A 24,127-nucleotide genomic window follows, 5' to 3' on the forward strand; every position below is an offset into this window, starting at 1 on the left:
AAAACCGAAAAGTTGGATGTCAATTCAGCCCAGCCCGGATGCTGAGGCCAAGGGTGACCGCTGGTTACAGCGCAGCGGGGGCCAATTGGGCGATCGAACGGGTCTCGATCCCCAGCCGATCGCTGTAAACCTGTAAATATTCCGAATCCGTCAAATTTTGAGGATTTTGCGCCAGGGTTACCGCTGATCCTTGGCCCGTTTCCGTGGTTTCCGCCTCGGGCATCACGCTCGCCACCCAGGCTTCATACTCTTCTGGCGTTTGCACCAGTACTTCGGTGCGCATTGCCCCGTGGAAGGAACCGCAAAGCTCGGCGCAAACGATCGGGTAGCGGCCTGGCTGGGTTGCCCGGAAGCGTAATTGTGTGGGGCGACCGGGGATCGCATCCTGCTTAATCCGAAACTGCGGAATCCAGAAGGCGTGCAACACATCCATGGCGGAAATGTTGAGCTGCACATCCTGACCCACGGGCACATGCAGCTCCCCTGCCATCACGTTCAAGTCAGGGTAGTTAAAAATCCAGGCGTATTGCAGCCCCTGCACATTGACCTGCAAGTCGGGGGCTTGGCCTTGGGAGCCGGGAGCTGCCCCCAGCCCTAGAGCCACTTCCGTACCATTCATGGCCGGGGCCTCATCCAACGTGGCGGCGATCGCGGTGTGGTGGCCGTGGTGGTGGGCCATGCCCATCCCGGCTCCACTGGCCATCGGATCCAAGCCCCCCATGGAGTTATACACATCAAAGCTAAAGACCGAGATGCCCAAACAGATCACGGCGGGGATCGCGGTCCAAAGGATCTCTAGGGGAATGTTGCCCCGGATGGGCGGGCCGTCGGTGTCATCGCCGGGCTTGCGCCGAAAGCGCAGGATTGCATAAATCAAGCATCCTTGCACCAGCAGAAAAAGGCCCGTGGCAATGGTCAACATGGCCCCAAACAGGCGATCGACCTCGGGCGACACGTCCGTAGCCGACACCGGCAGCAGGAAATGATAGTTTTGCCCAACCCAAAGGCTGATTAGCGTTAAGCCAATGCCCATCAGCAGGGTCAGGATCGTACTAGGAACATTCATGGTGGTGCGTCACGCAAGACTGCAAAGGCAAAGGGCAAAGGGCAACAGGCGATCGGGACAGGTCTGCTCCTCCGTTGGGGGCCAACGGCCAAGCGATGGCGGCGGCCAACGAAGGGGAAAGGAGCGGGGGCAGCGGCCCATTGCGCTTGCCACTGCGTTACTGCCTTCAAAGGTAGACGTTTTTTTCAGGGAGCTGATTTGGTTTGTCAATATTTTTAAATATCTTTAGGATTCTCTTTGCCGTTAACAACCTTTAGGAAATCTTTGGGTTTCCTGGAGTCTGGCGATGGTGATTTTCAGCGATTCTGGCCGTGATTTGTCATCAACAATTAACATGCTCTAGATTGTGCGAACTCATCGGTTGCCAAAAATCTTGAAATCTTGGGGCGATTGCCCATTGATACATCAATATCTAGGGATTATTTGAGGATTGGGCTGAAAATTACCCTAGGGGGACGAAGGGTGGCAGTCCTGGAAAAGCTGTTATTTACAATACAAACTAAATCAAAAATCGTTTGATATGTAACGCTGTCTTGGGGACAAATTTTGATCAAATGGTCAGTTCTTGATGAGCTTACCGTTAGTTGACGGCGAATTTTAGGTCGAATCGGCTAATTGTTGTACATTGCAACGTGTTGCAATCTTTGACATGACATTTCCGCAATTTTCGGAACTGAGTTATGGTGGCGATGCACCTCATTGCTGCTTTTTAGACTCAAGATTTTCTTAAGAATTCCTATGGCGGAAACCGTGTTTCATCAGGCGGGGCATTCTTCCGAATCGGTGAAGACCTCGATCGCGATCGCCGAGGTCAATTCATCTTTGGGAAGCGATCGAGTGCGGTGGTTGGCTAAGCGGCTGGCGGTGGCGGCCTGGTTGCTGATGGCGATCGGCTCGGCCACCCGCGTGGCTAATGCGGGTCTCGCCTGTCCCGATTGGCCCCTCTGCTATGGCCAGGCGGTTCCCTGGGCCCAAATGAATTGGCAGGTGTTTTTGGAATGGTTCCACCGACTGGATGCAGCAGTGGTGGCCTTTGGGGCCCTGGGCTTGGCGGGCACGGCAGTCCGGTTTCGGCGGGAACTGCCCGGTTGGGTGGTTCCGGCAACGGTGGCGGCCCTGGCCCTGGTGGTGTTGCAAGCGGGGCTGGGGGCCCTGACGGTGACGGAGTTGCTGCGGTTTGACGTGGTGACGGCGCACTTGGGGACGGCCTTGGCATTTTTGGCCCTGTTGGTGGCGATCGCGGCGGGCCTGACTCCCCAACAGGCTTCGGGCACGGCGGCCGGCTTGGCGGGTTGGGCCCTGCTGGCGGCGATCGCGATCGATGTCCAAAGCCTGATCGGTGGCATTGTCGGATCGCGCTGGGCGGTACACCAATGCCTGGAGGGCGATCAGCTCTGTGGCGTTCTCCACACCCACTTTTGGGGCATTGTGCCTGCTGTCTTGACCATCGGCATTTTGCTGATCATGGCTTGGCGCACCCCGGCTTTGAATCCGCGCCTCCGTTCCCTCCGGAGCCTGATCGCCCTGTTGTTGGTGGCGCAATTGGCCATTGGTTACAGCACCTATCACTTTCAATTGCGGGTGGCAGGGCTAACGGTGCTGCATGAGGCGATCGCGGCGGCCCTGTTGGCTTCGCTGGTGGCCTTCACGGTTTGGGCCGGGCGCGATCGGTTGCGGGAGTCGCCCGATGGTCTGACAGCCTAAACAGCTCAGGCCTCGCCCAGAATTCCCCAAGAATTCCCCAAAAATTTCCAAGAACCTCCCAAAAACTCCCAAGAACTCGCTGGTTGTTGATGTTGCCGGAATAGCTGCTATGCAAGAAATTGTGCAAAACCTGTCGAACATGACCGAGGAAGCGGCTGCGTCGCCCTGGCAGCGAGCCGGGTCGATCGTTCGGAGCTATATTCAGCTCACCAAGCCCCGGATCATTGTGTTGCTGCTGATTTCCACCGCAGCGGCCATGGCCCTGGCTGGCGGGGGTGATGTGGATCCGGTGCTGTTTTTGGCAACCCTGGCCGGTGGGGCCTTAGCTGCCGGTTCCGCTAATGCGATCAACTGTTTTTATGATCGCGACATTGATTCGATCATGGTGCGCACCCAAAAGCGCCCAATTCCCTCCGGGCAAATTCGCCCCCGCGATGCTCTGATATTCGCGATCGTCCTGGGCGTTGCGTCCTTTGGGCTGCTGACCTGGATGGCCAATCTGCTGGCGGCTTTGTTGGCGATGGCGGGAATTGGCTGCTATGTGGTGGTCTATACCCACTGGCTGAAGCGCCACAGTCCCCACAACATCGTGATTGGCGGCGCGGCGGGGGCCATTCCGCCCCTGGTGGGTTGGGCCGCCGTGACGGGCACGCTGGATTGGCCCGCCTGGGCGCTGTTTTGGATTATTTTCCTCTGGACTCCGCCGCACTTCTGGGCGCTGGCTTTGATGATTCGGGATGACTACGCCAGCGTAGGTGTGCCCATGCTGCCGGTGGTGAGCGGCGACGAGGCCACGGCTAAGCAAATTCTGGGTTACTCGATCGCCCTGGTTCCTTTAACCTTGGCGCTGGCTTGGCCCTTGGGCGAAACCGGCTGGCTCTACGGGGTGATCGCCCTGATTTTGGGGAGCATTTTGGTGCAAAAGTCCTGGCAACTGCTGGCCCTACCGAGCGATCGCGCCGTGGCACGGGATCTGTTCAAATACTCGATCGGCTACCTGATGCTGCTCTGTGCCGGAGCCGTTTTGGCTGGTTTACCGGTCACCCACAGCTTGCAACTGGCTTTGTTTGACCAAGTGCAATCGCTCTGGCTGGCGATCGCGGCTTAGTGACCCAAGGCTCCAATGGTCTCGCAAGATCTAGCGAGACCCAACGAGACCTAGAAGTTAGGCCCAGAAGTCAGGCCTAGAAGTCAAAGTAAATAAACGGTACGCCCTCGGGCCCCAGAATCCAGACCAGATAAAGGCAGATGGGGACGAGGGCGATTTTTACCGGCTGTGTGAGCTGCAACCGCAGGCCCCGTTGACCAAACCATGCCACCACCATCAGCAGCGCGATCGCCCCCAAGGCCGCGCCTAACCGCCAAGGATCCAACCCCAACGCTTCGTCATAAACCTTTTCTAGAAAAGCCCCATCGCTCGATCGGCCCCAAAGGTGCTGAAACACCAAGCTCGACTGGCTCCAGTCCGGCAACCGAATCAGCACCCAGCTCAAAAACACCATCAGTTGCGTCAGGCCCCAAGCCAGGGCCACCCCCGCCGGATGGGCCCACAGGGCCGCCAGGGGACTGAAACGGTGGGAAGCCGCATCCACCAACCGATGCACCGCCAAAGCCAGCCCATGGGCCCCACCCCACAGCACATAGCCCCAGTTGTCCCCATGCCACAGGCCACCCAACAACATCACGATCATTAGGTTGATGCAGGTGCGAACCAGGCCTTGGCGGGAACCCCCCAAAGGAATGTAGAGATAATTTCGGAGCCAGTCACCGAGGGTGATATGCCAGCGTCGCCAAAAGTCCGCAATGCTGGTGCTGAGGTAGGGAAAATCAAAATTTTGGGGCAGTTGAATCCCGAGCAACATCGCACTGCCTCGGGCGATGTCCACATAGCCGCTGAAGTCCAGATAGAGCTGGAAACCATAGGCCCCGATCGCCAACCACAAGTCCCCGCTGCCCGCCCGCTCCAGGGTTCCGGGGCTGAAGATTGTGCGAACCCACAGGCCCAAGGAATCGGCAATCAGTCCCTTTTTGATAGCACCGCAGGCAATCAGCCACAGACCTTCGGTGATTTGTTCAGCCCGGGGATTGCGCGGCTGGTCTAACTCTTCCAGTTGGCTCGCCAAGCCGTGATAGCGGACGATCGGCCCGGAAATGAGCTTTGGGAAAAAGAGCTTATAGGTACAAAATTTCAGCCAATTGCGGGCCGGAGGCGCACCGCGATAGACATCCACAAGATAAGCAATACATTCAAAGCAAAAAAAGCTGATGCCGAGGGGCGCTTCGATTCGATCGACCCAATTAGCCGCATCCAACAGGGGCGGACTCTGGAACGCCCAGCCCAGGGAGTTGAGGGCAAAGGGCACATATTTAAACCCAAACAACAACAGCAAATTGAGGCCAATGCCCACCCATAGCAGGCGTTTTCGCTGTCGCTGTCGGGCTTCCGGGTTTGGCCCGCCCACGTAATGTCGAATCGATCGCCGATCGGTCCGCAACATCCAGCCCAAGCTGTAGTTCAGGGCCACGCCCACCAACAACAGAGGCACGTAGAGGGGTTGCCGCAGCCCATAAAAAATCAGACTGGCAACCAACAGCAGGCCCCATCGCCCCGATCGCCAGGGCAGCAGCCAAAACAGGCCCACCGTTGAAATCAGCAGCCAACCATAGACTTGCGACAGAAATGTCATGAGATGCCCCCTGTTGCTTCCCCCGAATGATAGGGCTGGCAGTTGCCCAGAAATCCAAATCGACGATGCAGGGCCGATCGCCCCTAACGGATGGATTGCACCGTCAGCACTTGGGGCGGTGTGGCATCGGGCGGATAGAGAAAATTCACCTGCACCACCCGCTTGGAACCGGGTCGTAGGTTCAAGGTGGCGAGGGGTTGCCCCTGTTCACCCCGATGTTGCACCACATGGATGAAGCGATCGATCGGATTGCCTAAATCATCTTGGTACTGCAACCGAATGGGCCCCCGGAAAAAGACCCGCTCTTCGGGCGGCTCCAAAAATCGTAGTTGATCGCTCGGCCCGTCTTCTTTCAAAGGAGTTTGAAACAAAATCGCCACCTGTTGCGGGCTGCCGGTGCGATTGGTTAAGGGCAAGGTCAAGCTATATTGCACCCCGTAATTACCGTGGGCCAGATAGGCCGTGTCGGGATAGCGAGCCACCATGGGCGCACTTTGAACCTGGCGCGTGCCCAATGTTCCTCGGGGCAAGGTGGCGATCGGGTAGGAAATGGCTCCGCCATCGGTAGGCACTCGCAGTTCATTCACCCCCGGATCCGTGAGGGTGGCCTCCCAGCGCGACCCTTTGGCCACGCCGGCCACTCGGCCATAGAAGAATCGAGCACTGGTTTCCGCCAAGCTCAAGGAGGTGGGAGCCACATCACGCGGGCCCGAAAGACCGCTGCGCACCAGCAGGTATTGCCACTCCCGCAGGCTGGGAATTTGTTCGCGGCCGTCGGGGGTCTTGGGCGAGAACATGGCCAAACTGGCCAGATAGACCGGCCCATTGGACTCGGCCCGAATCAGGGTCGATCGAGTATTGGAGGAGGGGGTGATTTTGCCCACTGGAATCGGGGAATTCACCACCATTTCTGCTTCCCGAGGCCCTAGCCGCAGATTCGATCGCAGCAGGCCCCGCCGCCGACCGCGCAACACATCCCCCACCACGCGGCTGCCAGAGCCAGAATAGATTGCCCCGATCGGGTCTTCCAGATAGGCCGGCAAGGGTTTAAAGGGCGCTTCAAACCGGCTGATATAGCTCGCGGATTCGCGAATGTTCACCTCAACGGTGCGCGGCCCCGGGTTATAGACCATCACGCCCTGAAACAGCGTCCGCCCTTCCTGATAAGCCGCCGCCCGGGAAATGTGATGCGAAAAAATATCAAACCGCCCCTGAAAGGCATAGTTTAGGTGCGCAGAAGGTACGGCCATGCCGTTGGCCGGAAAAGTGGACAGCAAAATCCCTTCCGTCAGCACCACTTCGGGGCTGTTGCTGTTAAAAACCGGCACGTTGTCCAGCCGCCCGGGGAGCGATCGCACCTGATGGCGCTGGGTAATCTCTCGCCGCCGTACGGGCTGCGGAGCCAAAATTTCATCTTCTGCGGCCTCCCGGTTCCCTGGGGAATCGGGTTCGGCCTGTTCGATCGGGGGCAGTTGAGCGACGGGCCCCACCTGGAGCGGAAACAAGCCAAGGAGCAGAGAGAGCATGGACTCGAAGGCAAATACTAGGAATGGAGTGGTGCGGGCATGGCCTGAGGCACAGACGGCCATTAGCCGCTGTTTCGGCCCAGAAAAACAGAGCAAAACGCTGATGGATCCAATTCCATGCACCGGCCGGCCGACGGAGGATTAACTGGCAAAGGGCTATTTTAAGCCGTTGACCAGTATGCCTGGATCGGGGTTGCTTGAGGGGGTCAGCGATCGAGAAACCCGGGGTGAAAGGGGCTGAAACCTCAGTGAACCACAGAAGACGGCGGAGACCGTTGGAGAATTGTGGACTGCCGGCGTTTTCTGTTGATCGAAATCCTGAGAGAAACGCCCCAAACTTTAACATTTTCTATTGGGGGGTGAATGCCCCCGGACGGATCTCCAGAAACCTGATCCCGCGCCCAGGATGCCAACAACCGCCTGTTTGCAAGTTTTGAGCCTGTTGGCCACCGCCAGCCAACGGCGTGATTGGGCCCCTTGAACCGCTTGTTTCCCAGAGACCTTCCGTAATCCATCTGTTAGCCTTACGGTATCGCAACGGCCAAGGCGGCTCAACCCGTTACTAGCTGTGCTTTGAAGCCTGATGGAATGGTGCTGGTGGCCCCAATTGGCCCCCAGTGGGTTTCGCCCATGGGGGCCCAGCGATCGCCGCGATCGGCCAACTGTCCCCCAATCCCCAAACTTGGGGCGGGGCCAAGGGTAACAGCCCGATCGTGGTGGCCCTTCCATCCCTTCAGGTGCATTCCACTGGAGCATCACAATCCATGACAATCGCAATTTGGCAAATCGTTTCTATGCCCCCAGCCCTTGCTTTGCCCGGGGCTGCGGCCCTTTATTCGGCCCAAGTGCCCCCAATTCCGGGCACGAGTCCGGATGTGGCCCCCTTCTTGAATGGTTTGGTGCGGGGGCTGGTGGCCCTGTTGGTGGGCTGGCTGTTGGCTATTTTGGTGGCCAGCGTGGTGCGCCACCTCCTCAGCCGATTGGATGTGGGGCGGCGGCTGTCGGGTTGGCTGTCGGGTCAGTCGGCTAACGATGCCACCCTTGTCCCGATCGAAAACTGGGCCGGGGCGATCGCCTTTTGGACGATCATGCTCTTTGCCATTTTGGTTTTCCTGGATGCGGTCGGTCTGCAGGCGGCTTCAACTCCCCTTCAGCGCTTTTTAGGGGAAATTCTGGGCTATGCCCCGCGTATCTTTAGCGCCCTAATTCTCACGGCGCTGGCTTGGCTTGTGGCCACGGTGGTGAAACTGCTGCTCACCCGAGGGCTACAGCGCTTTTCCTTAGACGATCGCTTGGCGAGTCAAATGGGCGGCAGCAGTCCGATTCTGCTGAACGAAACCCTCGGCAACATCCTCTACTGGCTGATTCTGCTGCTGTTCCTGCCTTTTGTGCTGGATGCCTTGGCCTTGCAAGGGCCGCTGGAGCCAATTCAAGGGGCCGTGGCGCAGGTGCTAGAAGCGCTGCCACGAATCTTTAAGGCGGTGCTGGTGGGGGCGATCGGTTGGTTCATTGCTCGACTGGTGCGGGTGGTGTTGACCAACTTCCTGGGATCGGCAGGGGTCGATCGCCTCGGTTACCGCATTGGCCTCAGCGGATTGGCAGGAACCCAAAGTCTGTCTTGGATTGCGGGAACCATTGCCTACACGGTGATTTTGATCGTCACGGCCATTTCGGTTTTGCAAGAGCTGCAAATCCAGGCCATTTCGGAACCCGCCGTGGCCATGCTGAATGAAATTCTGCTGGCAATTCCGTACATTCTGCGGGCCGTGATTATTCTGGCGATCGCCTACGCGATCGGGCGGTTTGTGGCCAATTTGGTCAGCAATTTCCTGAGTGGTGTGGGCTTCAACAACATGCCCCTCGCCTTAGGGCTGCCCATGACCGTGGGGGCCAAGTCTCCTTCGGATATTGCCGGGATCATCACCCTGGTGGGCATCATGCTGTTTGCCGCGATCGCCGCGATCGACAGCCTGAAAGTGCCGGAACTGACGGCCCTCGTTGCGGGGCTAACCACCATCCTCGGTCAAGTACTCGTCGGGGCCTTGATTTTTGCCGTGGGCCTGTATCTGGCTAATTTGGCTTACCGGGTGATTGCCATGCCCGGCTCTCGCCAAGCCACCCTGCTGGCTCAAGTGGCCCGGTTGGCGATCATTGTGTTGGTGGGGGCCATGGCGCTGCAACAGATGGGAATTGCCCCGGATATTGTGAACCTGGCCTTTGGTTTGATCTTGGGCGCAGTGGCCGTGGCCAGCGCGATCGCCTTCGGTTTGGGCGGCCGTGATGTGGCCAGCGAGCAACTCCGCGAATGGATCAATAACCTCAAGCGCTAACCTCAAGCGCTAACCTTTGGTGTGATTAGTGCAATTTCCAGCGCGATCGTCAGCGCCAAAGGTTGTTAGCCAATTCCCAATGTGCTGATCCTGGCGTTGGGAAACAATCAAAAACAAAGACAAGGGGTTTAAACCCCTTGTCCCACCCAGCGAAACTAGGACAGAAATGCTTGGTGCATTCTTGCGGTTAATCTTCAGAAACCCGAAACCCTAGCCTAAAACCCTAAAGATAAAAACCCTAAAGATAAAAGTCAGGCTTCGGTAAGCGCTCATTCAAAACCCAATCGCCAAGGGCTTTGATCTTGTAATCAATCGGATCATGAAGCGTGAAGGTTCGGAGGTTACGCCAGAACTGATCAAACCCGTAGCATCGACTGCTCGATCGCGCACCCATCGCCTCAAAAATTCCACTCGTCACATCCAATCCAACCTGGTGGGTAACCACCTTAGCCGAGGCAATTGCCAGGGCGCACTCAGCTCGCTCCTCCGATGACAGGGCCCAACTGCGATCCCAAGCGTTTTGCAAGCGCTCAGCCGCCCGGTCACAAAGCGCCGTAGCCGCCTCCAACCCAGCCCACCATTGACCATATCGTTGAAGGATATAGGGATCGTCGCCAGCGGTGGGCACTCCGGCAGTGGGCCAAGGACGAGTGCAATGGCGAGTGTAAAGCTTGGCGCTATCTAACGCCCCCAGTGCAATTCCTAAGTAAATATTGGCTAAGTTGAGTTGTGTCAAACAGGCCCGAATGGTTCGGAATGGCTGATTGACTTGAGTTTGGTCTTCCAAAATTTCTTCCGACTTCACCAAAACATTGTTAAAAACAACGCTGCCGCTATCGGTCTGACGTTGCCCAATATTGTCCCAATTATTTTGCAGCTCAATTCCGGCACGTCTCGTAGGCAAAATGGCAATGACCTGCTTGCCGGATGCTTCTTCAGTGGCCATGGTCGGCAAAATATCCGAGTCTTTGGCTCCTGAGCAAAATGTTTTAAATCCATTCAGGCGATAGATCCCACCCTCTCGACTTAACTTGAGATTGTGGTCTAGGGGATTGAGCGCATTACACCAAAACCAATTCTGTTGAATAGTTTCTTGATAGTAATAATCTCGCTGCTGAACAGTTCCAAATAGGTAAGGAATGATCACTCCCAAGTTGTGGTAGGAATAAATATGGGCGATCGAGCTATCTATCTTGGCAAATTCGCGACTAATTCGCATTGCCAGAATCCAACTTTCTCCCCAGCCACCGGCAGAGCTGGGAATGATTAGCTTCAAGAGTCCGCTGTGACGTAGGCAATTGCGCTCAAGCAAGGGAGTCACGCCGGCTGCGTCTCGCTCAATCACCGTTGTCGAAAAATCTTCTGCTAAAGATCGAGCAACTGCCAACGGGTCAAGCCGGTTTTGCTCAGTCCAATCGCTAACCAAAACACTAGATCTTTCAGGTCTTAAGTTCGTCATAATGTCCTTGGCGATCGGGAAATCGGTCATCAACTGCAATTTACTCAGCAAGCCAACTCAAGTAGCTCTGAGATTTGGGTTTAACGATTTGCCAACTGTAGCTCCCTAGAAAAGTTGAGTGCATCTAGAATTTCGATCTTCCAACGCTGAAATTCCAGGCTCGTGCGCGATCGAGGACGTGGTAAATCGATGGTGAACTCTCGATAAACCCGTCCAGGACATTGCAAAACAATCACTCGATCGCTGAGTAGCACCGCCTCTTCAACATCGTGGGTTACGAGTAACAAAGTTGGGCGATTCTCTTGCCACAGATTCAGCAAATGATCTTGTTGCTTGAGGCGAGTAAACGCATCCAATGCGCTAAATGGTTCATCCAGCAAAAGAATCGATGGACGAGTCACTAAAGCACGGGCGATCGCCACACGCTGCGCCATCCCACCTGATAACTGTCGAGGGAGTGAATCCGCAAACTGGCATAAACCAACCCGTGCAATGGCATCAGTGGTCAGCTCATCACGAACTGGGGGCGGTAATTTTGACAAGCCAAAGGCAATATTTTGACGAACTGTCAACCAAGGCATTAAGCGCGGTTCCTGAAAGATCGTGCTCACCTTGGGATGTGGTTTTCGGATCACTTCATCATCAATCAGAACTTGCCCCAGACTCGGATGCTCTAGACCGGCAATAATTCGCAGCAGAGTACTTTTGCCACAGCCGCTAGCACCGACTAATCCAACAATTTCACCCGGTTCTAGCGTCAAATCAATTCTGTCAATGGCAATGTAACCATTTCTGAACTGTTTTCCAACTCCATCAATTTTTAGCATGTTCAATAGCCCTCACTCACAGCGAGTTATATTCAGGTTCATCAATCCAACTGAGGCTCAAATTCATTCAAACTCTGGGAATCCCAAATTTCAAAAATTCCGCATCATAGTTTGACAATGCTTCATGCTTTCGTTCTTGGACAATGCTCTAAACAGATTGCTCACTCGATCCATAAACATCCTGCCAATACAAGAGACGCTTACCAAAAATCAGAAGAATCAAATCCGTGGTCTTCCCAATGATTGCGAATAGCAAAATGCTGCCCAAAATAATTGAAGGTCTCCCGGTGGCCTGTCCATCAACCAACAAAAACCCTAAACCTTGGCTGGCACCCATAATTTCAGCAGCAACCACAAACATCCATCCCAATCCCAGTCCACTTCGTAACCCAACTAAATAAGCTGGTAGTGTGGCTGGGATAAAAACTCGCACAATAGATTCCCAATCGCTTAATCGATATACCTTGCCAACCTCAACCAGCTTGCGATCGACCTCTCGAACTCCCGTCATCAGATTTAGATAAACTGGAAAAAAAACTCCCACTGCAATCAGGGCTATTTTTGAAGGCTCCTGAATACCTAGCCAAAGAATAAATAAAGGAACCCAAGCCAGGGATGGGATACTCCGCAGTGCCTGCAACAGGGGATCGCACAATTGATGGAAAACACGAAAATATCCTGTCAGAGCACCAATAATGGTTGCGAGACCACCACCAATCAAAAACCCCAAAAGCACCCTGTAAAGCGTGATGCCAATATGCCCAAAAAGTTGACCATCAACTGTCAGTTGCCAAAGTGTGAGCAAAACAACTGATGGCGCAGGCATCAAGTTTTCTGGAAAGATACTGAGTCGCGAAAGAATTTCCCAAGTCAGCAGTAGAGCTACTGGCAAAATTCCTCCTTGGAAGATGGATGAATCCCGCCAGCGAATTTTCTGATTGGGCCGCAGTCGTCTAATCTCAGATTGCCTTTTGATGGTGGTGGTCACTGTTCTGACAAGCCTCAACTAGGTTCGTATTTCCGGATTTTCCTGACCAGTCTGATTTTAGAGTTGACTTGCTTTCAGCCGCCAATTGATTACTCATGACTACTCATGATTACTCAATAGCTTAGTCAAGCCAACTCTCGGAATCAGTCAATTATTTTTTGACAATCTGATCAATGTACTGGGGATCGATGAGACTATCTACAACCTGATTGACGTTGATCGACTCTGAAATAATGCCACTTTTCTTGAGGACGCTCCCCGCTGCCACAATGGCATTCTTCTGTTGCCCGCCAATGGCTGAATTTGAAAGATCAGTTCGCTCCAGTTGCTTGGCTGCCACGGCAGGACTCAGCTTGGATTCCTTGACAAGAACTGCTTTCAATTCTTCCGGATTTTCCTGTGCCCACTGCCGTCCTTGTTCGTAGATTCGAAGCACACGTTCAACCAATTGTGGATAGCGTTGTGCAAATTCCTCCCGAACATTCAGTACGCCATAGCTATTGAATTCAGGATTGCGGGAAAACAAACGAGCGCCACTTTCCAATTCAGCTTTTGCCATATGCGGGTCTAGGCCGGCCCAAGCATCAACGTCACCCTTTTCAAGGGCAGCACGACCATCTGCGTGTTGCAGCGGGATAATTGTCACGTCTTTATCACTCAGTCCCACTTGATCCAGGGAGCGCAGCAGGAAAATGAAGGCATCAGTGCCTCGGGTTGCAGCAACTTTCTTGCCTTTGAGATCCGAAACACTTTTAATTGATGACTCGCCCTTGGTGACCAAGGCCACCCATTCGGGTTTGGAATAGGTATAGATTGACTTGATGGGATTACCATTCGCTTTCCCAATCAGGGCGGAAGCTCCAGCCGTTGAGCCAAAGTCTAAGCTACGAGCATTCAAGAACTCCAAGGCTTTGTTACTGCCTTGACTTAAAACCCATTCAACTTGGATTTTATCTTTTGCAAATTCCGACTCAACCCAGCCCTTTTCTTTCAGAACAAGGCTCACAGGATTGTAATAGGCGTAATCTAATCGAATGGATTTGGGCAAGTCTGCTTTGGTTGCATTGCTGCATCCCACGGAAACGATGAAAACCAGGGCAAGACTTAGCAACCATTTAGGAAGCTTGAAGGTTTTGGCAATGAAACGAACAACTGTACTTTGACTGCTCATGCTTAGCTCCTGGTCAGATGGAGGACTTGACGGATTGACAGTGTTGGTTAAACGGCGATGACGATTTCTTGCTGGAATTCCTAGCGCTTGCCAGCGGATGAACTAAACCGGTACTGATTGGGGAGAGGGCAAACGATCGCGCAAGCTCTGGGCTGAGGCATCGCCAAAGGGGCCAAACATCAGGGGATTGACTACCTGATGTTGGGTGGATTGTTGTTCAACGGGAGCCAGGGGAAGTCGAGGCAGTAACAACTCCGCTGTGCGATAGGCTTCTTCCAAGTGGGGGTAGCCCGAGAGAATGAAGGAATCAATGCCCAAGTCCGCGTATTCCCGTAGGCGTTCGGCAACTGTTTCGGGATCGCCAACCAACGCTGTTCCGGCTCCTCCGCGCACCAGGCCAACACCCGCCCAAAGGTTGGGAGAAATTTCCAGGGACTCTCGACTGCCGCGATTGAAATGGGTCATGCGACGTTGGCCTTCAGAATCCATGCGAGCAAAATCTGCCTGTGCGCGAGCCACTGCCGACTCGTCCACGTAACGCAGTAGGTCTTCTGCGGCTGCCCAGGCTTCGGATGTTGTTTCTCGCACCACCACATGCAGCCGAATTCCAAATCGTACCGATCGCCCTTGGGATTCGGCCTGTTGTCGAACATCAGCAATTTTTTGAGCGACGGCGGCTGGCGGTTCGCCCCAAGTCAGATAGGTATCGGCGTGTTTGGCTGCGACCCGGTGCGCGGCAGTTGATGAGCCGCCAAACCATAGGGGCGGATAAGGTTTTTGCAGTGGTGGGAAAACTTGTTGTCCACCGCGCACATCAATGTGGCTACCGGTAAAGTTCACGGTTTCCTGAAGCAGCAGCTTGCGCCAAACTGTCAAAAACTCGTCAGTGAGGGCGTAGCGATCGTCGTGGGCTAAGTGCAGGCCATCGCCTGCTAATTCCACAGGGTCGCCACCGGTAACAACATTGATCAGCAGTCGTCCCCCAGAGAGGCGATCGAACGTGGCGGCCATGCGTGCTGCCACACCCGGCAGCGTGAGTCCGGGTCGCACGGCTACCAAAAATTTCATCCTCTGCGTTACGGCAATGAGCGCCGAGGCAACAACCCATGCGTCTTCGCAGGCCCGCCCTGTGGGCAATAGTGCTCCCGAAAACGGTAGGGCATCGATCGCCTGAGCAAGCTGTTTGAGATAGGCGAAATCTGAAGGACGACCGCCAATATTCGTCCCCAAGTAGCGTCCATCACCATAGGTTGGAATAAACCAAAGGACATTCACAGTTGGCTACTCACGTTCAATCAAAAGGTGGGGATGAGGCCGGAGCGCAAACGCTTTTGAACTTTAAAAGCGTGCATCTCGTGGCTGGTTTAATTGGCGGCTCCAGGTGAATGGGGCTGACCGATATGGCTGGCTCATATGCTTGGTCTATGCCTATGAATTGAAGCCATGTTTTACAAAATACGATATTCAGATCGGAATACCGTATTTTTCTCGAAAGAATATTACACAGATCTCAAGAATTATGCAAGTTCAGTTTCGAATATTTCCTTCAGTCGATCGAACAAGCGTCGAGTGAAGGCCTGAAAAATCAGAACTTTATTCCCGATGTCAAATTGCTGTTTATCTTGCTCCGTAAGGCTTTTGCGAATGTATTTAAACTAAAAATCTCTCGTGCTTTGTATTTTTCTGAAGTGGGCTAGGTGCTTTCACGTTTCGATCGGCACAGTAGCTAATGCATCACTCGCTTTAGATTAATTGCCTGTTTTTGTCTAGTATTTCAAGCTACAAAAACAATCTTTCTGCCGATACAGCCTTGATCTAAAATAATTGGCACGCCATATGGCAGATGTCATGAAGCAACGATTCGGTGGGCATTGCTCACCCACGGGCTAACCCGCTAACCTTTAGTGCGATTAGTGTGATTTCCAGCGCGATCGCCAACGCCAAAGGTTGTTAGCCAATTCCTAATGTGCTGATCCTGGCGTTAGGAAACGATCAAAAACAAAGACAAGGGGTTTAAACCCCTTGTCTGGATCCCGGAACTAAGCCTCTGGTCTGCTGCCTGGGTCTCTTCTCAATGATTGAGAAAACCCTTGAGGAAGAGCTGTTAGAAAAGCTGCTAAAAAAAGTTGCTAAAAGAAGCTGCGGTTGCGTTGCAATTGCTGGGGAAACGGCAAATTTTGGGACTCATGAAAATCCGTTTGTACCTTAGCCGTTAACCGGCGAGACACCTGGCGGACAATTTGCCCCAGCAGTCGATCGCCCGTTCTTTGAATCAATCCTTGGGGCAAAACCCGAATAAAGCGCGGAAACCACACATCCACATTTAAATCCAGTGTCCAAGTGACGTGGGTACTCACGGGTTGCTCGGCCGCTTCGTCGGGATTGTCCACCGCCACCAGTTTCATGGCGGCCTGGAAGTCTACGGCGTAGCCCGGTGGGTCATAGTCGGGCACGGGTACGGTGCGGATCCCATAAACGCCCTGTTCCGGCGGCAGGAGTTCGAGGCCCACTTTCGGTTCCACGTAATAGTCAAATGCGCCAAAGTGCCCGATCGTGATGGCATAGCTGTTTTGGTCGATCGGGTTGACCTGCATTGGATGAGCACAGCGGTGAAACCACTCCTGATGCCCATCGAGGTAGTTGGCAAAGGTTTCCGGGGCGGCGGCGATTTCCATGTAGTCCTCAAAGCGGTTATAGAACCGCATGGGCCCATCGCTGTCATCCTCGGCACCGGAGTCCGGTTGGGCGTTTTGAGCACCCTTCTGCGCGTCATTCTGGAAACCGTCCCGATCTCCACTCTGAACGGTCTGCTGTGGGTTGTGAATATTGATTGACGGGTCTTGCGCCTTAAGGGCCGCATCGTCCGATCGCCCCTCGTTGGGATTGGGATCGGATTCCGGTGACCAGTCAGGGGTAGAACGCATAGCCATGCAATATCAACACCTTGGAGACTATAGCCTGCTCGATCGCCCAACGTCCTGGCCTAAGGAACCAATTTGCCCCAGGTGGCTGGGCCCACCACCCCATCGGCTGTCAACCCTTGGGCTTTTTGATAGGCCAGCACTGCGCTAACCGTTGCGTCGCTGTATAACCCCGTGGGCGGAATATTCAATCGGAATTGTAAATAGCGCACCGCCGGGCCATAGCCGTGATTGGGTCGCAACACAACGCGATCGACCGTGATCGACGTGATCGCTTCCCACATGGCGCGATTGCTGGCTTCCGTTTCCGCAGGCGAAATGGCAAAGATGGTTTTGAGGCGTTGTTTCGCCTGGTTGGTTTGGGGCCCCAGCTTGCCGTCGGCGGCCAAGGGCTGGCCCGTGGGTGTGGCGTAAACCTGCAACCGGTTAAGGGCCTGCTGCAATTTCACAATTTCTGGGTCGCTGGTGGTCGGGGGCGGCGTGGTGGCCGTTTGGCCGCCGGTCACGCCCGCCACGATCGCCCGCGCCATTTGGTCTGGGTCAAACCGCTTCATATCATCGGCGGAATCCACAAAGCAGCATTCCACCAAAATGCTGGGCATATCCGTATGGGCTAGCACGTAGAAGTTGCCCTCTTTGATGCCACGGTTGACATAGCCCAGTTTCAGAATTTCCGTGAGCACGGGTTGGGCAAATTTCTTCCCAGAATTGCTGGCATACCAAACTTCAGAACCGCTGGTGCGGCCGTTGTAGCTGTTGAAGTGGATGGAGACAAATAAATCCACATTGTTGGCATTGGCGGTGGAACAACGCTTGGAAAGCGAGTCCATGACGCTGGAGGCGCTTTTGGGGGTGCAGTTCACCACCTGATGACCCAAGGCTTGCAGTTGACTGATCACCCTTGTGCCGACGGCGATCGTGAGGTCATCTTCTTTTTTGATGCCCACTGCGCCAGTGTCGGGGGCCGCGTTGTGGCCCATGTCAATCCCATATTTCATTGAATCCAGTCTCCTCGGGTCTCTCAGGCTGCTCATCAGTCTAGCCGTTGCATTGAGGTGGCGGCGACTGGGCGATCGCCCCTAGGCAGTTGTCTGGCGGGGGGGCGATCGCCACCCAATTTGAACATCACTCCCCGCTGGGAGGGTGCTGCTCCAGGGCGAGCTTGAGATAGCGTCCCGTGTGGGAAACTGGATTCACGGCTACCTGTTCCGGCGTGCCAGTGGCGATGATTTGCCCACCCCGATCGCCCCCTTCGGGCCCCAGATCAATCACCCAATCGGCGCACCGGATAAAGTCCAAGTTGTGCTCGATCGCCAGCACCGTGTTGCCCTTATCCACCAGCCGTTGCACCACGTCCAGCAGCTTATGCACGTCATAGAACGAAAGTCCCGTGGTCGGCTCGTCAATCAGATACAGGGTTTTGCCCGTGGCTCGGCGGGATAGTTCCGTGGCCAACTTCACCCGCTGGGCCTCACCACCGGAGAGGGTGGGGGCCGGTTGGCCGAGCTTGATGTAACCCAGACCCACATCGGAGAGGGTTTGCAGGCGACTGACGGCTTTCGGCACATTTTGGAACACCTCCAGGGCCTCATCGATCGTCATTTCCAGCACGTCGGCGATCGAGTAGCCCTTGTATTTCACCTGGAGCGTTTCCCGGTTGTAGCGCTTGCCTTTGCAGACTTCGCACTGCACATAGACATCGGGCAAGAAATTCATTTCGATCGTGTTCACGCCCTGGCCGCCACAGGCCTCGCAGCGGCCGCCCTTGACGTTAAAGGAAAACTGACCGGCTTTGTAGCCCCGCGCTTTGGCCTCGATCGTCTGGGTGAACACGTCGCGGATGATGTCAAACGCGCCCGTATAGGTGGCGGGGTTGGAGCGGGGCGTGCGCCCGATCGGGGATTGGTCGATCGCGATCGCCTTGTCGATATGTTGCAGGCCGCGAATATCGCCCAAATCCGCCGGAAACGGAATCTTGTGACCCAGGTGGTGATAGAGCGCAGGCAATAGCAGCTCATTCACCAAGGTGGACTTGCCGGAACCAGACACCCCCGTCACGCAAACAAATTTGCCCAAGGGCACTTCCACGCTCACGTGCTGCAAATTATTGCGGTAGGCATCCAAAATTTTCAGGCTCAGGCCATTGCCCGATCGACGCTCGGCCGGGGTGCAAATTTGCCGCCGCCCGGACAGATAGGCCCCCGTTAAGGAGGTTTCCGCCTTCAGCAAATCCGCCAGGGAACCTTGGGCCACAATTTCGCCCCCATGGATGCCCGCGCCGGGGCCAATGTCCACCAAGTGATCCGCCGCCCGAATCGTGTCTTCATCGTGCTCCACCACAATCAGCGTGTTGCCCAAGTCCCGCAACCGGGTGAGGGTGGCCAACAGCCGATCGTTATCCCGCTGGTGCAGACCAATGCTCGGTTCATCCAACACATAGAGCACCCCCGTCAAGCCTGCACCGATTTGGGTGGCTAGGCGGATCCGCTGGGCCTCGCCGCCGGAAAGGGTCGCCGCCGATCGATCCAAGGTCAAATAATCCAACCCCACATCGATCAAAAACTTCAACCGCGATTCCACCTCCTTCAGCGCCAAGGCCCCGATCGCCTGTTGCCGTTCTGACAGGAGCGATCGGCCATCAACGCTGCCCGTGAGTTGTTGCACCCGCGCCAAGGCCTCTCGTACCGACACATTGGTTAAATCAATAATTCGGTAGGGGCCCAAACGCACGGCCAGCGCCTCCGGTTTCAACCGTTGACCCTGGCAAACCTCGCAAGCTTGATCGACTAAATATTGCTCTAGCTTTTGTTTGTATTGATCAGAGGTGGATTCGCGATATTGTCGATCCAAAATCGGCAAAATCCCTTCATACTTTCGGTGATAGCCCTGGCGTTCTCGGAATCGGGAATCCGTTTCAATCCAAATTGGTTTATCCGTGCCGTACAACAAGATCTGTTGCTGTTCTTCGCTGAGTTGGTTCCAAGGCGTTTGAATTTCAAACCCAAAGGCCTGCCCCACACTGTGCAGCAAGGATAGGTAATAGGTACTGTCCTTATCTGACCAAGGGGCTACCGCCGCATAGACCGGCAACTTGGGATCAGGAATCACCAATTCTGGGGAAAAGGTGCGTAAGAATCCCAATCCGTGGCAAGCGGGACAAGCCCCATAGGGTGAATTAAACGAAAAGAGTCGCGGCGATAATTCCTCCATCACCGCGCCATGTTCTGGGCAAGCAAAATTCTCAGAAAAAACCAAAGATTGGGGCAATTCTGTTGCCGTTTCGGAATTAGCCGCCCCATTGGTCGAATCCGCAGCCGTTGTGCCATTGGCTCCGGAATCCGGTGCATGGGCAGCGGGCAAAATATCCACCACGGCCACCCCGCCCGCATGTTTGAGGCAAGTTTGCAAGGAGTCAACTAGGCGCTCTTGGATGCCTTCTTTTTTAATTAGGCGATCGACCACAATTTCAATGTCGTGAAATTTGTTTTTGTCCAGTTCGATCGCATCGCTCAGTTCGCGCACTTCCCCATCAATTCGCACCCGCGCAAAGCCTTCGGATACCAAACTCGATAGCAATTTTTTGTGGGTTCCTTTTTTGCCGCGCACCACCGGGGCCAAAATCTGAAACCGAGTCCGATCGGGCAGTTCCATCACCCGATCGCACATTTGATCGATCGCTTGGGGCGCAATTCCCCGATCGCAAACGGGACAATGGGGTTCACCGGCCCGCCCATAGAGCAACCGCAAATAGTCATAGATTTCCGTCACCGTGCCCACGGTCGATCGGGGGTTGTGGCTGGTGGATTTTTGGTCGATCGAAATCGCTGGACTCAGCCCCTCGATCGCGTCCACATCGGGCTTATCCACCTGCCCCAAAAACTGCCTTGCATAGGCGCTCAGGGACTCCACATAGCGCCGCTGACCCTCTGCAAAAATCGTGTCAAACGCCAACGAAGATTTTCCCGATCCCGACACCCCCGTAAACACAATTAATTGGTTGCGGGGCAACTCCAAATCAAGATTTTTCAGGTTGTGTTGCCTTGCGCCGCGCACATGGATCCGCTCGCGGACTTCGGGAGACTGCGGCTGGCGATCGGGATGGGGACGGGAATTAGCAGAACTAGCCATGGGGGCAACCACCGCAACAAACGCCAGCAAATCGAAAATAGCGCTCTTTATCCTAGCGTTCGATCGGGGTGGGCGGCGGCGCAACGGTCAAGGGGCGCGTGCAAAATTGAACGATGGGAAGCGGGGTTCGTTGGCGCTGTCGCCGAAGCAGCTCAAGATTTTGGCTATTTTCCGAGCGATCGCCCTAGGGTGGGGGTGGAGTGTGAGCCGGACGGTCAGTTACGGGATCCGGAATCAATCCCGTTGGCAGATCCAATGCGCGGCTATGTTTTGCGGGAGGTGAAACCGCATGTGGAGGATACGTCGATCAATTTGAGCAAGACTACAATTGGCTATGAGATTAGCTTTAACAAGTATTTTTACAAGCGCCAGCCGTTGCGATCGTCGGCGGAGGCAATGGCGGAGATTCTCCAACTTGAGGCAGAAACGGAGGGCTTACTCAAAAATCTGGTGAATTTTGCGGGGTTATGAGGAATGGCTAGAGATATGTTTCATGATCTGGTCAAGGCTGGATTGGAGGCAGAGGGATGGGTGATTACGGCCGATCCGTTATATCTATCGTTTGGTCGCGTTAATTTTGAGGTGGATTTAGCGGCGGAGCGGGTTATCGCAGCGGAACGGGAAAATCGGAAAATCGCAGTCGAGATCAAAAGCTTTTTAAAGTCATCATTCGTAACCGATTTTTATGGTGCATTGGGTCAATTTCTAAGTTATCGCTTGGCACTTCAAAGAGTTCAGCCAGATCGAGAGTTATTCTTGGCAGTGCCGCTGGAAACTTACGAACGCTTTTTTTCATTGGAATTTACGCAATCAGCAATCCAAGAATATTCACTGCGGCTAATTATTTATGATTCTGAGCAGGGAGGTTTAGTGCGATGGATCGATTAATCATGTATCGCAATGCAATTAAACAATTATTGTCTGAGTACCACTCTGGGGAGCGTGTGGGAAATGCATACGAGTCTCAGTTGATTTTGGATGAGGTTCGCGATCACTATCTTTGGTTAGATTTAGGTTGGGAGGGGTCGAAGCGTATTTACCATCCGATTATGCATTTCGATATCAAGGATGGGCGAGTCTGGATTCAGGAAAATATGACGGATCAAGATCCGGCGGAAGATTTGATCGAGTTGGGGGTTGAGCGATCGGATATTGTCCTGGGGCTACAGCCACCGTTCAAGCGTCCATTTACTAATTATGGAGTGGCATAGTGATGAATTTTCTGAAACATAAGCGATCAGAAGAGCTGAATGAACTAAATTAAATTCTGATTGTTGAAGCTGTAACCGGAAAAACCAAGGTCTAAAACCATGCCAAAATCAAGCAAATACCAATGGGTTTATTCTCCCTCGAAGCAAAACAAACCCAAAGTCCCCGAAGCCGAAAAACAAGCCATTACCCAACAGGTGCAAACCCTGATCGACACTGACCTAGCCCCACGCTATCTCCACCAAGACCAACACGCCTACTTCCAAATTGAAAGCCTATTCACGAAATGGCATCGCAGCTTTATTTATCTCTGCTACACCTGCCGCCTCAAGAACTCGGAAGCCGTTGAAGCTGTGATCGCAGAATTCAAAGACAGCGTGATTAGAGAGGCGATCGAAGAGCGATTCACCCGCCTCGAATACGTCGCCCCCGATCAATTTAATCTCGCCTACTTCCGCCACACTGGTAAATGGTGGACAACCCACGAAAACATCACCCTTGATGCTGCCCTCACCACCATTCGCGAATACGAAATCTATCACCCCTAATCCACGCCACCCAGAGCGATCGGCCCATGACCCCAGACACCCAAGCCCAACCCCTCACCGCCAAAACCGTCCTTGCAACCCTGCGCCAACTTTTCCCAACGCTTCAACAACAATACAACATCAAAAAACTCGGACTCTTTGGTTCCTACAGCCGCAACCAAGCCACCGCAGAAAGCGACATTGATCTACTTATCGAACTTGATTCCGACATCACCTTCGGTCTCATCACCTTTTGCCACATCGAAAATACCCTAAGCGAAAAACTCGGCAAAAAAGTTGATCTCGTGATTTCTGAAAACCTCAAACCCAGCCTGAAGCAAAATATCTTAGACGACGTGATTTATCTATGACTCCCAGAAAAATTAGAGACTTTCTCAACGATATGATTTCCTCGATCGACCTTACTCAGGAATTTATAGCCGGTCTAACCTTTAAAACATTTGAGGATGATCAGAAGACCATTTTTGCCGTAAGTCGAGCCATTGAAATCATTGGTGAAGCCTCCAAACAGATTCCAAAAGAGATTTGCGAACAATATCCAGCGATTCCATGGAAAGCGATCGCAGGCATGAGAGACAAAATGATTCATCACTACTTTGGTGTGAACTTAAAAATACTCTGGAATACTGTTAATAATGATCTACCAGTCCTCAAACCAGAATTACTCAAAATCCTCAACAACCTAAAAGACTAGAAAATTATGCTCAATGAACCAAAGCCAACAACCCTCACCGCTGAAACCGTCCTTGCAACCCTGCGCCAACAACCGAATCTCTTTGAGCAATACAACATCAAAACCTTGGCCCTCTTTGGTTCCACCGCCCGCAACCAAGCCACCGAGCACAGCGACCTCGATTTCTTGGTTGAATTTGCTGGCGATCCAACCTTGAATTTGTATATGAGTCTGAAATTTTTTCTCGAGGACTTATTTCAGAAAAAAATAGACTTAGTAATCCAAGAAGATATTAAACCCCAGATCAAAGAAAGCATTATCCAAAAGGCGATCTATGTCACGCAACCTCAAACTGTATCTAGTGGATATTCTCAATAGCATTGACAACATTCAAAGCGATACTACAAACATAAGCTATGAGGAATTTGTACAAGATCGACGGACAAAAGATGCAGTGATTCTCAACCTGCTCATTATCGGAGAAGCAACAAAACAAATTCCGCAAGACATTCGTGATCAACATCCAGAAATTCAATGGAAACAAATTGCAGGCATGAGAGATATGATCGCCCACGCCTATTTCAGTATCAACAATAAAATTGTCTGGAATATTATCGAAAATGATCTAGATTTTCTAAAAACCTGTATCAAAAATATTCAAAGTAATGAAGAAGACCGTTGAAATGTTAGAAATAAGGATACTTAGCATGGTCAGCCAAGCGAACACACATATTCTAACCGCCGAAATCGTCCTCGAAACCCTACGCCAACAATTAGTGGATTAGTCGATCGCAACTACCACCAAAGTGGTAACCCCAGTGACCATGATTCCAACCTCGCGATCGGGGCAGGCGGCAGCGCGGCCGAGACCGAAACGGTAGGATGGGAAG

23 protein-coding genes are annotated in these 24,127 nt (G+C 53.5%); 11 read left to right on the forward strand and 12 right to left on the reverse strand.

Annotated features, from left to right (window positions below):
• Nucleotides 1–64: 64 nt before the first annotated feature.
• Nucleotides 65–1,066 (reverse strand): cytochrome c oxidase subunit II, encoded by a 1,002-nt coding sequence (locus H6G53_RS06995; RefSeq protein ID WP_190527864.1) that lies wholly within the window; start codon nucleotides 1,064–1,066, stop codon nucleotides 65–67.
• Between the two features lie 738 nt (nucleotides 1,067–1,804).
• On the opposite strand from H6G53_RS06995, the gene H6G53_RS07000 reads away from it, so the two are divergent.
• Both H6G53_RS07000 and H6G53_RS07005 read left to right on the forward strand, forming a co-directional pair.
• The gene (locus H6G53_RS07000) at nucleotides 1,805–2,770 is read left to right on the forward strand and encodes a heme A synthase (RefSeq protein ID WP_190531681.1); all 966 of its coding nucleotides are present in this window, start codon (nucleotides 1,805–1,807) and stop codon (nucleotides 2,768–2,770) included.
• 109 nt (nucleotides 2,771–2,879) lie between these two features.
• On the forward strand, nucleotides 2,880–3,878 hold the full coding sequence (locus H6G53_RS07005; protein WP_190527858.1) for a heme o synthase: 999 nt from the start codon (nucleotides 2,880–2,882) through the stop codon (nucleotides 3,876–3,878).
• 76 nt (nucleotides 3,879–3,954) lie between these two features.
• Here the strand turns inward: H6G53_RS07005 and H6G53_RS07010 are convergent, their stop codons facing one another.
• From H6G53_RS07010 to H6G53_RS07020, 3 genes are all read right to left on the reverse strand, one after another.
• Entirely contained in the window at nucleotides 3,955–5,457 is a 1,503-nt protein-coding gene (locus H6G53_RS07010; protein ID WP_190531683.1) for an MBOAT family protein, read from the reverse strand.
• Between the two features lie 83 nt (nucleotides 5,458–5,540).
• Complete coding sequence (locus H6G53_RS07015) at nucleotides 5,541–6,983, reverse strand: DUF3370 domain-containing protein (RefSeq protein ID WP_099532843.1); 1,443 nt, start codon at nucleotides 6,981–6,983, stop codon at nucleotides 5,541–5,543.
• Nucleotides 6,984–7,534: 551 nt separating this feature from the next.
• A complete protein-coding gene (locus tag H6G53_RS07020; protein WP_190353793.1) occupies nucleotides 7,535–7,726 on the reverse strand; it encodes a hypothetical protein in 192 nt (63 codons plus the stop codon).
• A 21-nt stretch (nucleotides 7,727–7,747) separates the two neighbouring features.
• Here H6G53_RS07020 and H6G53_RS07025 point away from each other — a divergent pair, with 21 nt between their 5' ends.
• Nucleotides 7,748–9,313, forward strand: coding sequence for a mechanosensitive ion channel (locus H6G53_RS07025; RefSeq protein WP_099532841.1), 1,566 nt, complete (start codon nucleotides 7,748–7,750; stop codon nucleotides 9,311–9,313).
• A gap of 238 nt (nucleotides 9,314–9,551) precedes the next feature.
• On the opposite strand, the gene H6G53_RS07030 is transcribed toward H6G53_RS07025, so the two are convergent.
• The 8 genes from H6G53_RS07030 to uvrA all read right to left on the reverse strand — a co-directional run bounded on the left by H6G53_RS07030 (nucleotide 9,552) and on the right by uvrA (nucleotide 20,807).
• Nucleotides 9,552–10,772, reverse strand: a complete 1,221-nt coding sequence (locus H6G53_RS07030) for an acyl-CoA dehydrogenase family protein (protein WP_190531843.1) — start codon at nucleotides 10,770–10,772, stop codon at nucleotides 9,552–9,554.
• A gap of 80 nt (nucleotides 10,773–10,852) precedes the next feature.
• Nucleotides 10,853–11,599 carry an ABC transporter ATP-binding protein gene (locus tag H6G53_RS07035; protein WP_190531685.1) on the reverse strand — a complete coding sequence of 249 codons (747 nt, stop codon included), beginning with the start codon at nucleotides 11,597–11,599 and terminating at the stop codon, nucleotides 10,853–10,855.
• Between the two features lie 148 nt (nucleotides 11,600–11,747).
• Nucleotides 11,748–12,587 (reverse strand): ABC transporter permease, encoded by an 840-nt coding sequence (locus H6G53_RS07040; protein WP_347343114.1) that lies wholly within the window; start codon nucleotides 12,585–12,587, stop codon nucleotides 11,748–11,750.
• A gap of 151 nt (nucleotides 12,588–12,738) precedes the next feature.
• Nucleotides 12,739–13,758 (reverse strand): aliphatic sulfonate ABC transporter substrate-binding protein, encoded by a 1,020-nt coding sequence (locus tag H6G53_RS07045; protein ID WP_190527853.1) that lies wholly within the window; start codon nucleotides 13,756–13,758, stop codon nucleotides 12,739–12,741.
• A gap of 102 nt (nucleotides 13,759–13,860) precedes the next feature.
• A complete protein-coding gene (gene ssuD / locus H6G53_RS07050; RefSeq protein WP_190531687.1) occupies nucleotides 13,861–15,033 on the reverse strand; it encodes an FMNH2-dependent alkanesulfonate monooxygenase in 1,173 nt (390 codons plus the stop codon).
• 854 nt (nucleotides 15,034–15,887) lie between these two features.
• Nucleotides 15,888–16,688 (reverse strand): DUF1997 domain-containing protein, encoded by an 801-nt coding sequence (locus H6G53_RS07055; RefSeq protein WP_242030798.1) that lies wholly within the window; start codon nucleotides 16,686–16,688, stop codon nucleotides 15,888–15,890.
• 53 nt (nucleotides 16,689–16,741) lie between these two features.
• A complete protein-coding gene (locus H6G53_RS07060) occupies nucleotides 16,742–17,677 on the reverse strand; it encodes an N-acetylmuramoyl-L-alanine amidase (RefSeq protein ID WP_190531689.1) in 936 nt (311 codons plus the stop codon).
• A 127-nt stretch (nucleotides 17,678–17,804) separates the two neighbouring features.
• Nucleotides 17,805–20,807 carry an excinuclease ABC subunit UvrA gene (uvrA, locus tag H6G53_RS07065; protein ID WP_190353787.1) on the reverse strand — a complete coding sequence of 1,001 codons (3,003 nt, stop codon included), beginning with the start codon at nucleotides 20,805–20,807 and terminating at the stop codon, nucleotides 17,805–17,807.
• On the opposite strand from uvrA, the gene H6G53_RS07070 reads away from it, so the two are divergent.
• The 8 genes from H6G53_RS07070 (at nucleotide 20,778) to H6G53_RS07105 (ending at nucleotide 23,919) form a co-directional block, all read left to right on the forward strand.
• Nucleotides 20,778–21,278, forward strand: coding sequence for a hypothetical protein (locus tag H6G53_RS07070; RefSeq protein WP_190531691.1), 501 nt, complete (start codon nucleotides 20,778–20,780; stop codon nucleotides 21,276–21,278). The genes uvrA and H6G53_RS07070 overlap by 30 nt on opposite strands.
• A 3-nt stretch (nucleotides 21,279–21,281) precedes the next feature.
• Nucleotides 21,282–21,695 carry a XisH family protein gene (locus H6G53_RS07075; protein ID WP_190531693.1) on the forward strand — a complete coding sequence of 138 codons (414 nt, stop codon included), beginning with the start codon at nucleotides 21,282–21,284 and terminating at the stop codon, nucleotides 21,693–21,695.
• The gene (locus tag H6G53_RS07080; protein WP_099532830.1) at nucleotides 21,683–22,018 is read left to right on the forward strand and encodes a XisI protein; all 336 of its coding nucleotides are present in this window, start codon (nucleotides 21,683–21,685) and stop codon (nucleotides 22,016–22,018) included. Before H6G53_RS07075 ends, H6G53_RS07080 begins: the two co-directional genes overlap by 13 nt.
• Before the next feature lie 99 nt (nucleotides 22,019–22,117).
• Nucleotides 22,118–22,564, forward strand: coding sequence for a hypothetical protein (locus H6G53_RS07085; protein WP_190531695.1), 447 nt, complete (start codon nucleotides 22,118–22,120; stop codon nucleotides 22,562–22,564).
• 26 nt (nucleotides 22,565–22,590) lie between these two features.
• Nucleotides 22,591–22,914, forward strand: a complete 324-nt coding sequence (locus H6G53_RS07090; RefSeq protein ID WP_190531697.1) for a nucleotidyltransferase family protein — start codon at nucleotides 22,591–22,593, stop codon at nucleotides 22,912–22,914.
• A gap of 32 nt (nucleotides 22,915–22,946) precedes the next feature.
• Nucleotides 22,947–23,258, forward strand: a complete 312-nt coding sequence (locus tag H6G53_RS07095) for a DUF86 domain-containing protein (RefSeq protein ID WP_242037328.1) — start codon at nucleotides 22,947–22,949, stop codon at nucleotides 23,256–23,258.
• Between the two features lie 6 nt (nucleotides 23,259–23,264).
• Nucleotides 23,265–23,615 (forward strand): nucleotidyltransferase family protein, encoded by a 351-nt coding sequence (locus tag H6G53_RS07100; protein WP_190531700.1) that lies wholly within the window; start codon nucleotides 23,265–23,267, stop codon nucleotides 23,613–23,615.
• Nucleotides 23,599–23,919, forward strand: a complete 321-nt coding sequence (locus tag H6G53_RS07105) for a DUF86 domain-containing protein (RefSeq protein ID WP_347343115.1) — start codon at nucleotides 23,599–23,601, stop codon at nucleotides 23,917–23,919. Before H6G53_RS07100 ends, H6G53_RS07105 begins: the two co-directional genes overlap by 17 nt.
• The last annotated feature ends 208 nt before the right edge of the window (nucleotides 23,920–24,127 follow it).

Source organism: Limnothrix sp. FACHB-406 (assembly GCF_014698235.1).
Classification (GTDB): domain Bacteria; phylum Cyanobacteriota; class Cyanobacteriia; order CACIAM-69d; family CACIAM-69d; genus CACIAM-69d.

Excerpts from the sequence above, each read along its gene's own strand:
- H6G53_RS06995 (WP_190527864.1), bottom strand. The coding sequence starts at position 1,066 with ATGAATGTTCCTAGTACGATCCTGACCCTGCTGATGGGCATTGGCTTA.
- H6G53_RS07000 (WP_190531681.1), top strand. The coding sequence starts at position 1,805 with ATGGCGGAAACCGTGTTTCATCAGGCGGGGCATTCTTCCGAATCGGTG.
- H6G53_RS07005 (WP_190527858.1), top strand. The coding sequence starts at position 2,880 with ATGCAAGAAATTGTGCAAAACCTGTCGAACATGACCGAGGAAGCGGCT.
- H6G53_RS07010 (WP_190531683.1), bottom strand. The coding sequence starts at position 5,457 with ATGACATTTCTGTCGCAAGTCTATGGTTGGCTGCTGATTTCAACGGTG.
- H6G53_RS07015 (WP_099532843.1), bottom strand. The coding sequence starts at position 6,983 with ATGCTCTCTCTGCTCCTTGGCTTGTTTCCGCTCCAGGTGGGGCCCGTC.
- H6G53_RS07020 (WP_190353793.1), bottom strand. The coding sequence starts at position 7,726 with ATGCACCTGAAGGGATGGAAGGGCCACCACGATCGGGCTGTTACCCTT.
- H6G53_RS07025 (WP_099532841.1), top strand. The coding sequence starts at position 7,748 with ATGACAATCGCAATTTGGCAAATCGTTTCTATGCCCCCAGCCCTTGCT.
- H6G53_RS07030 (WP_190531843.1), bottom strand. The coding sequence starts at position 10,772 with ATGACGAACTTAAGACCTGAAAGATCTAGTGTTTTGGTTAGCGATTGG.
- H6G53_RS07035 (WP_190531685.1), bottom strand. The coding sequence starts at position 11,599 with ATGCTAAAAATTGATGGAGTTGGAAAACAGTTCAGAAATGGTTACATT.
- H6G53_RS07045 (WP_190527853.1), bottom strand. The coding sequence starts at position 13,758 with ATGAGCAGTCAAAGTACAGTTGTTCGTTTCATTGCCAAAACCTTCAAG.
- H6G53_RS07055 (WP_242030798.1), bottom strand. The coding sequence starts at position 16,688 with ATGGCTATGCGTTCTACCCCTGACTGGTCACCGGAATCCGATCCCAAT.
- H6G53_RS07060 (WP_190531689.1), bottom strand. The coding sequence starts at position 17,677 with ATGAAATATGGGATTGACATGGGCCACAACGCGGCCCCCGACACTGGC.
- H6G53_RS07070 (WP_190531691.1), top strand. The coding sequence starts at position 20,778 with ATGGGGACGGGAATTAGCAGAACTAGCCATGGGGGCAACCACCGCAAC.
- uvrA (WP_190353787.1), bottom strand. The coding sequence starts at position 20,807 with ATGGCTAGTTCTGCTAATTCCCGTCCCCATCCCGATCGCCAGCCGCAG.
- H6G53_RS07075 (WP_190531693.1), top strand. The coding sequence starts at position 21,282 with ATGGCTAGAGATATGTTTCATGATCTGGTCAAGGCTGGATTGGAGGCA.
- H6G53_RS07080 (WP_099532830.1), top strand. The coding sequence starts at position 21,683 with ATGGATCGATTAATCATGTATCGCAATGCAATTAAACAATTATTGTCT.
- H6G53_RS07085 (WP_190531695.1), top strand. The coding sequence starts at position 22,118 with ATGCCAAAATCAAGCAAATACCAATGGGTTTATTCTCCCTCGAAGCAA.
- H6G53_RS07090 (WP_190531697.1), top strand. The coding sequence starts at position 22,591 with ATGACCCCAGACACCCAAGCCCAACCCCTCACCGCCAAAACCGTCCTT.
- H6G53_RS07095 (WP_242037328.1), top strand. The coding sequence starts at position 22,947 with ATGATTTCCTCGATCGACCTTACTCAGGAATTTATAGCCGGTCTAACC.
- H6G53_RS07100 (WP_190531700.1), top strand. The coding sequence starts at position 23,265 with ATGCTCAATGAACCAAAGCCAACAACCCTCACCGCTGAAACCGTCCTT.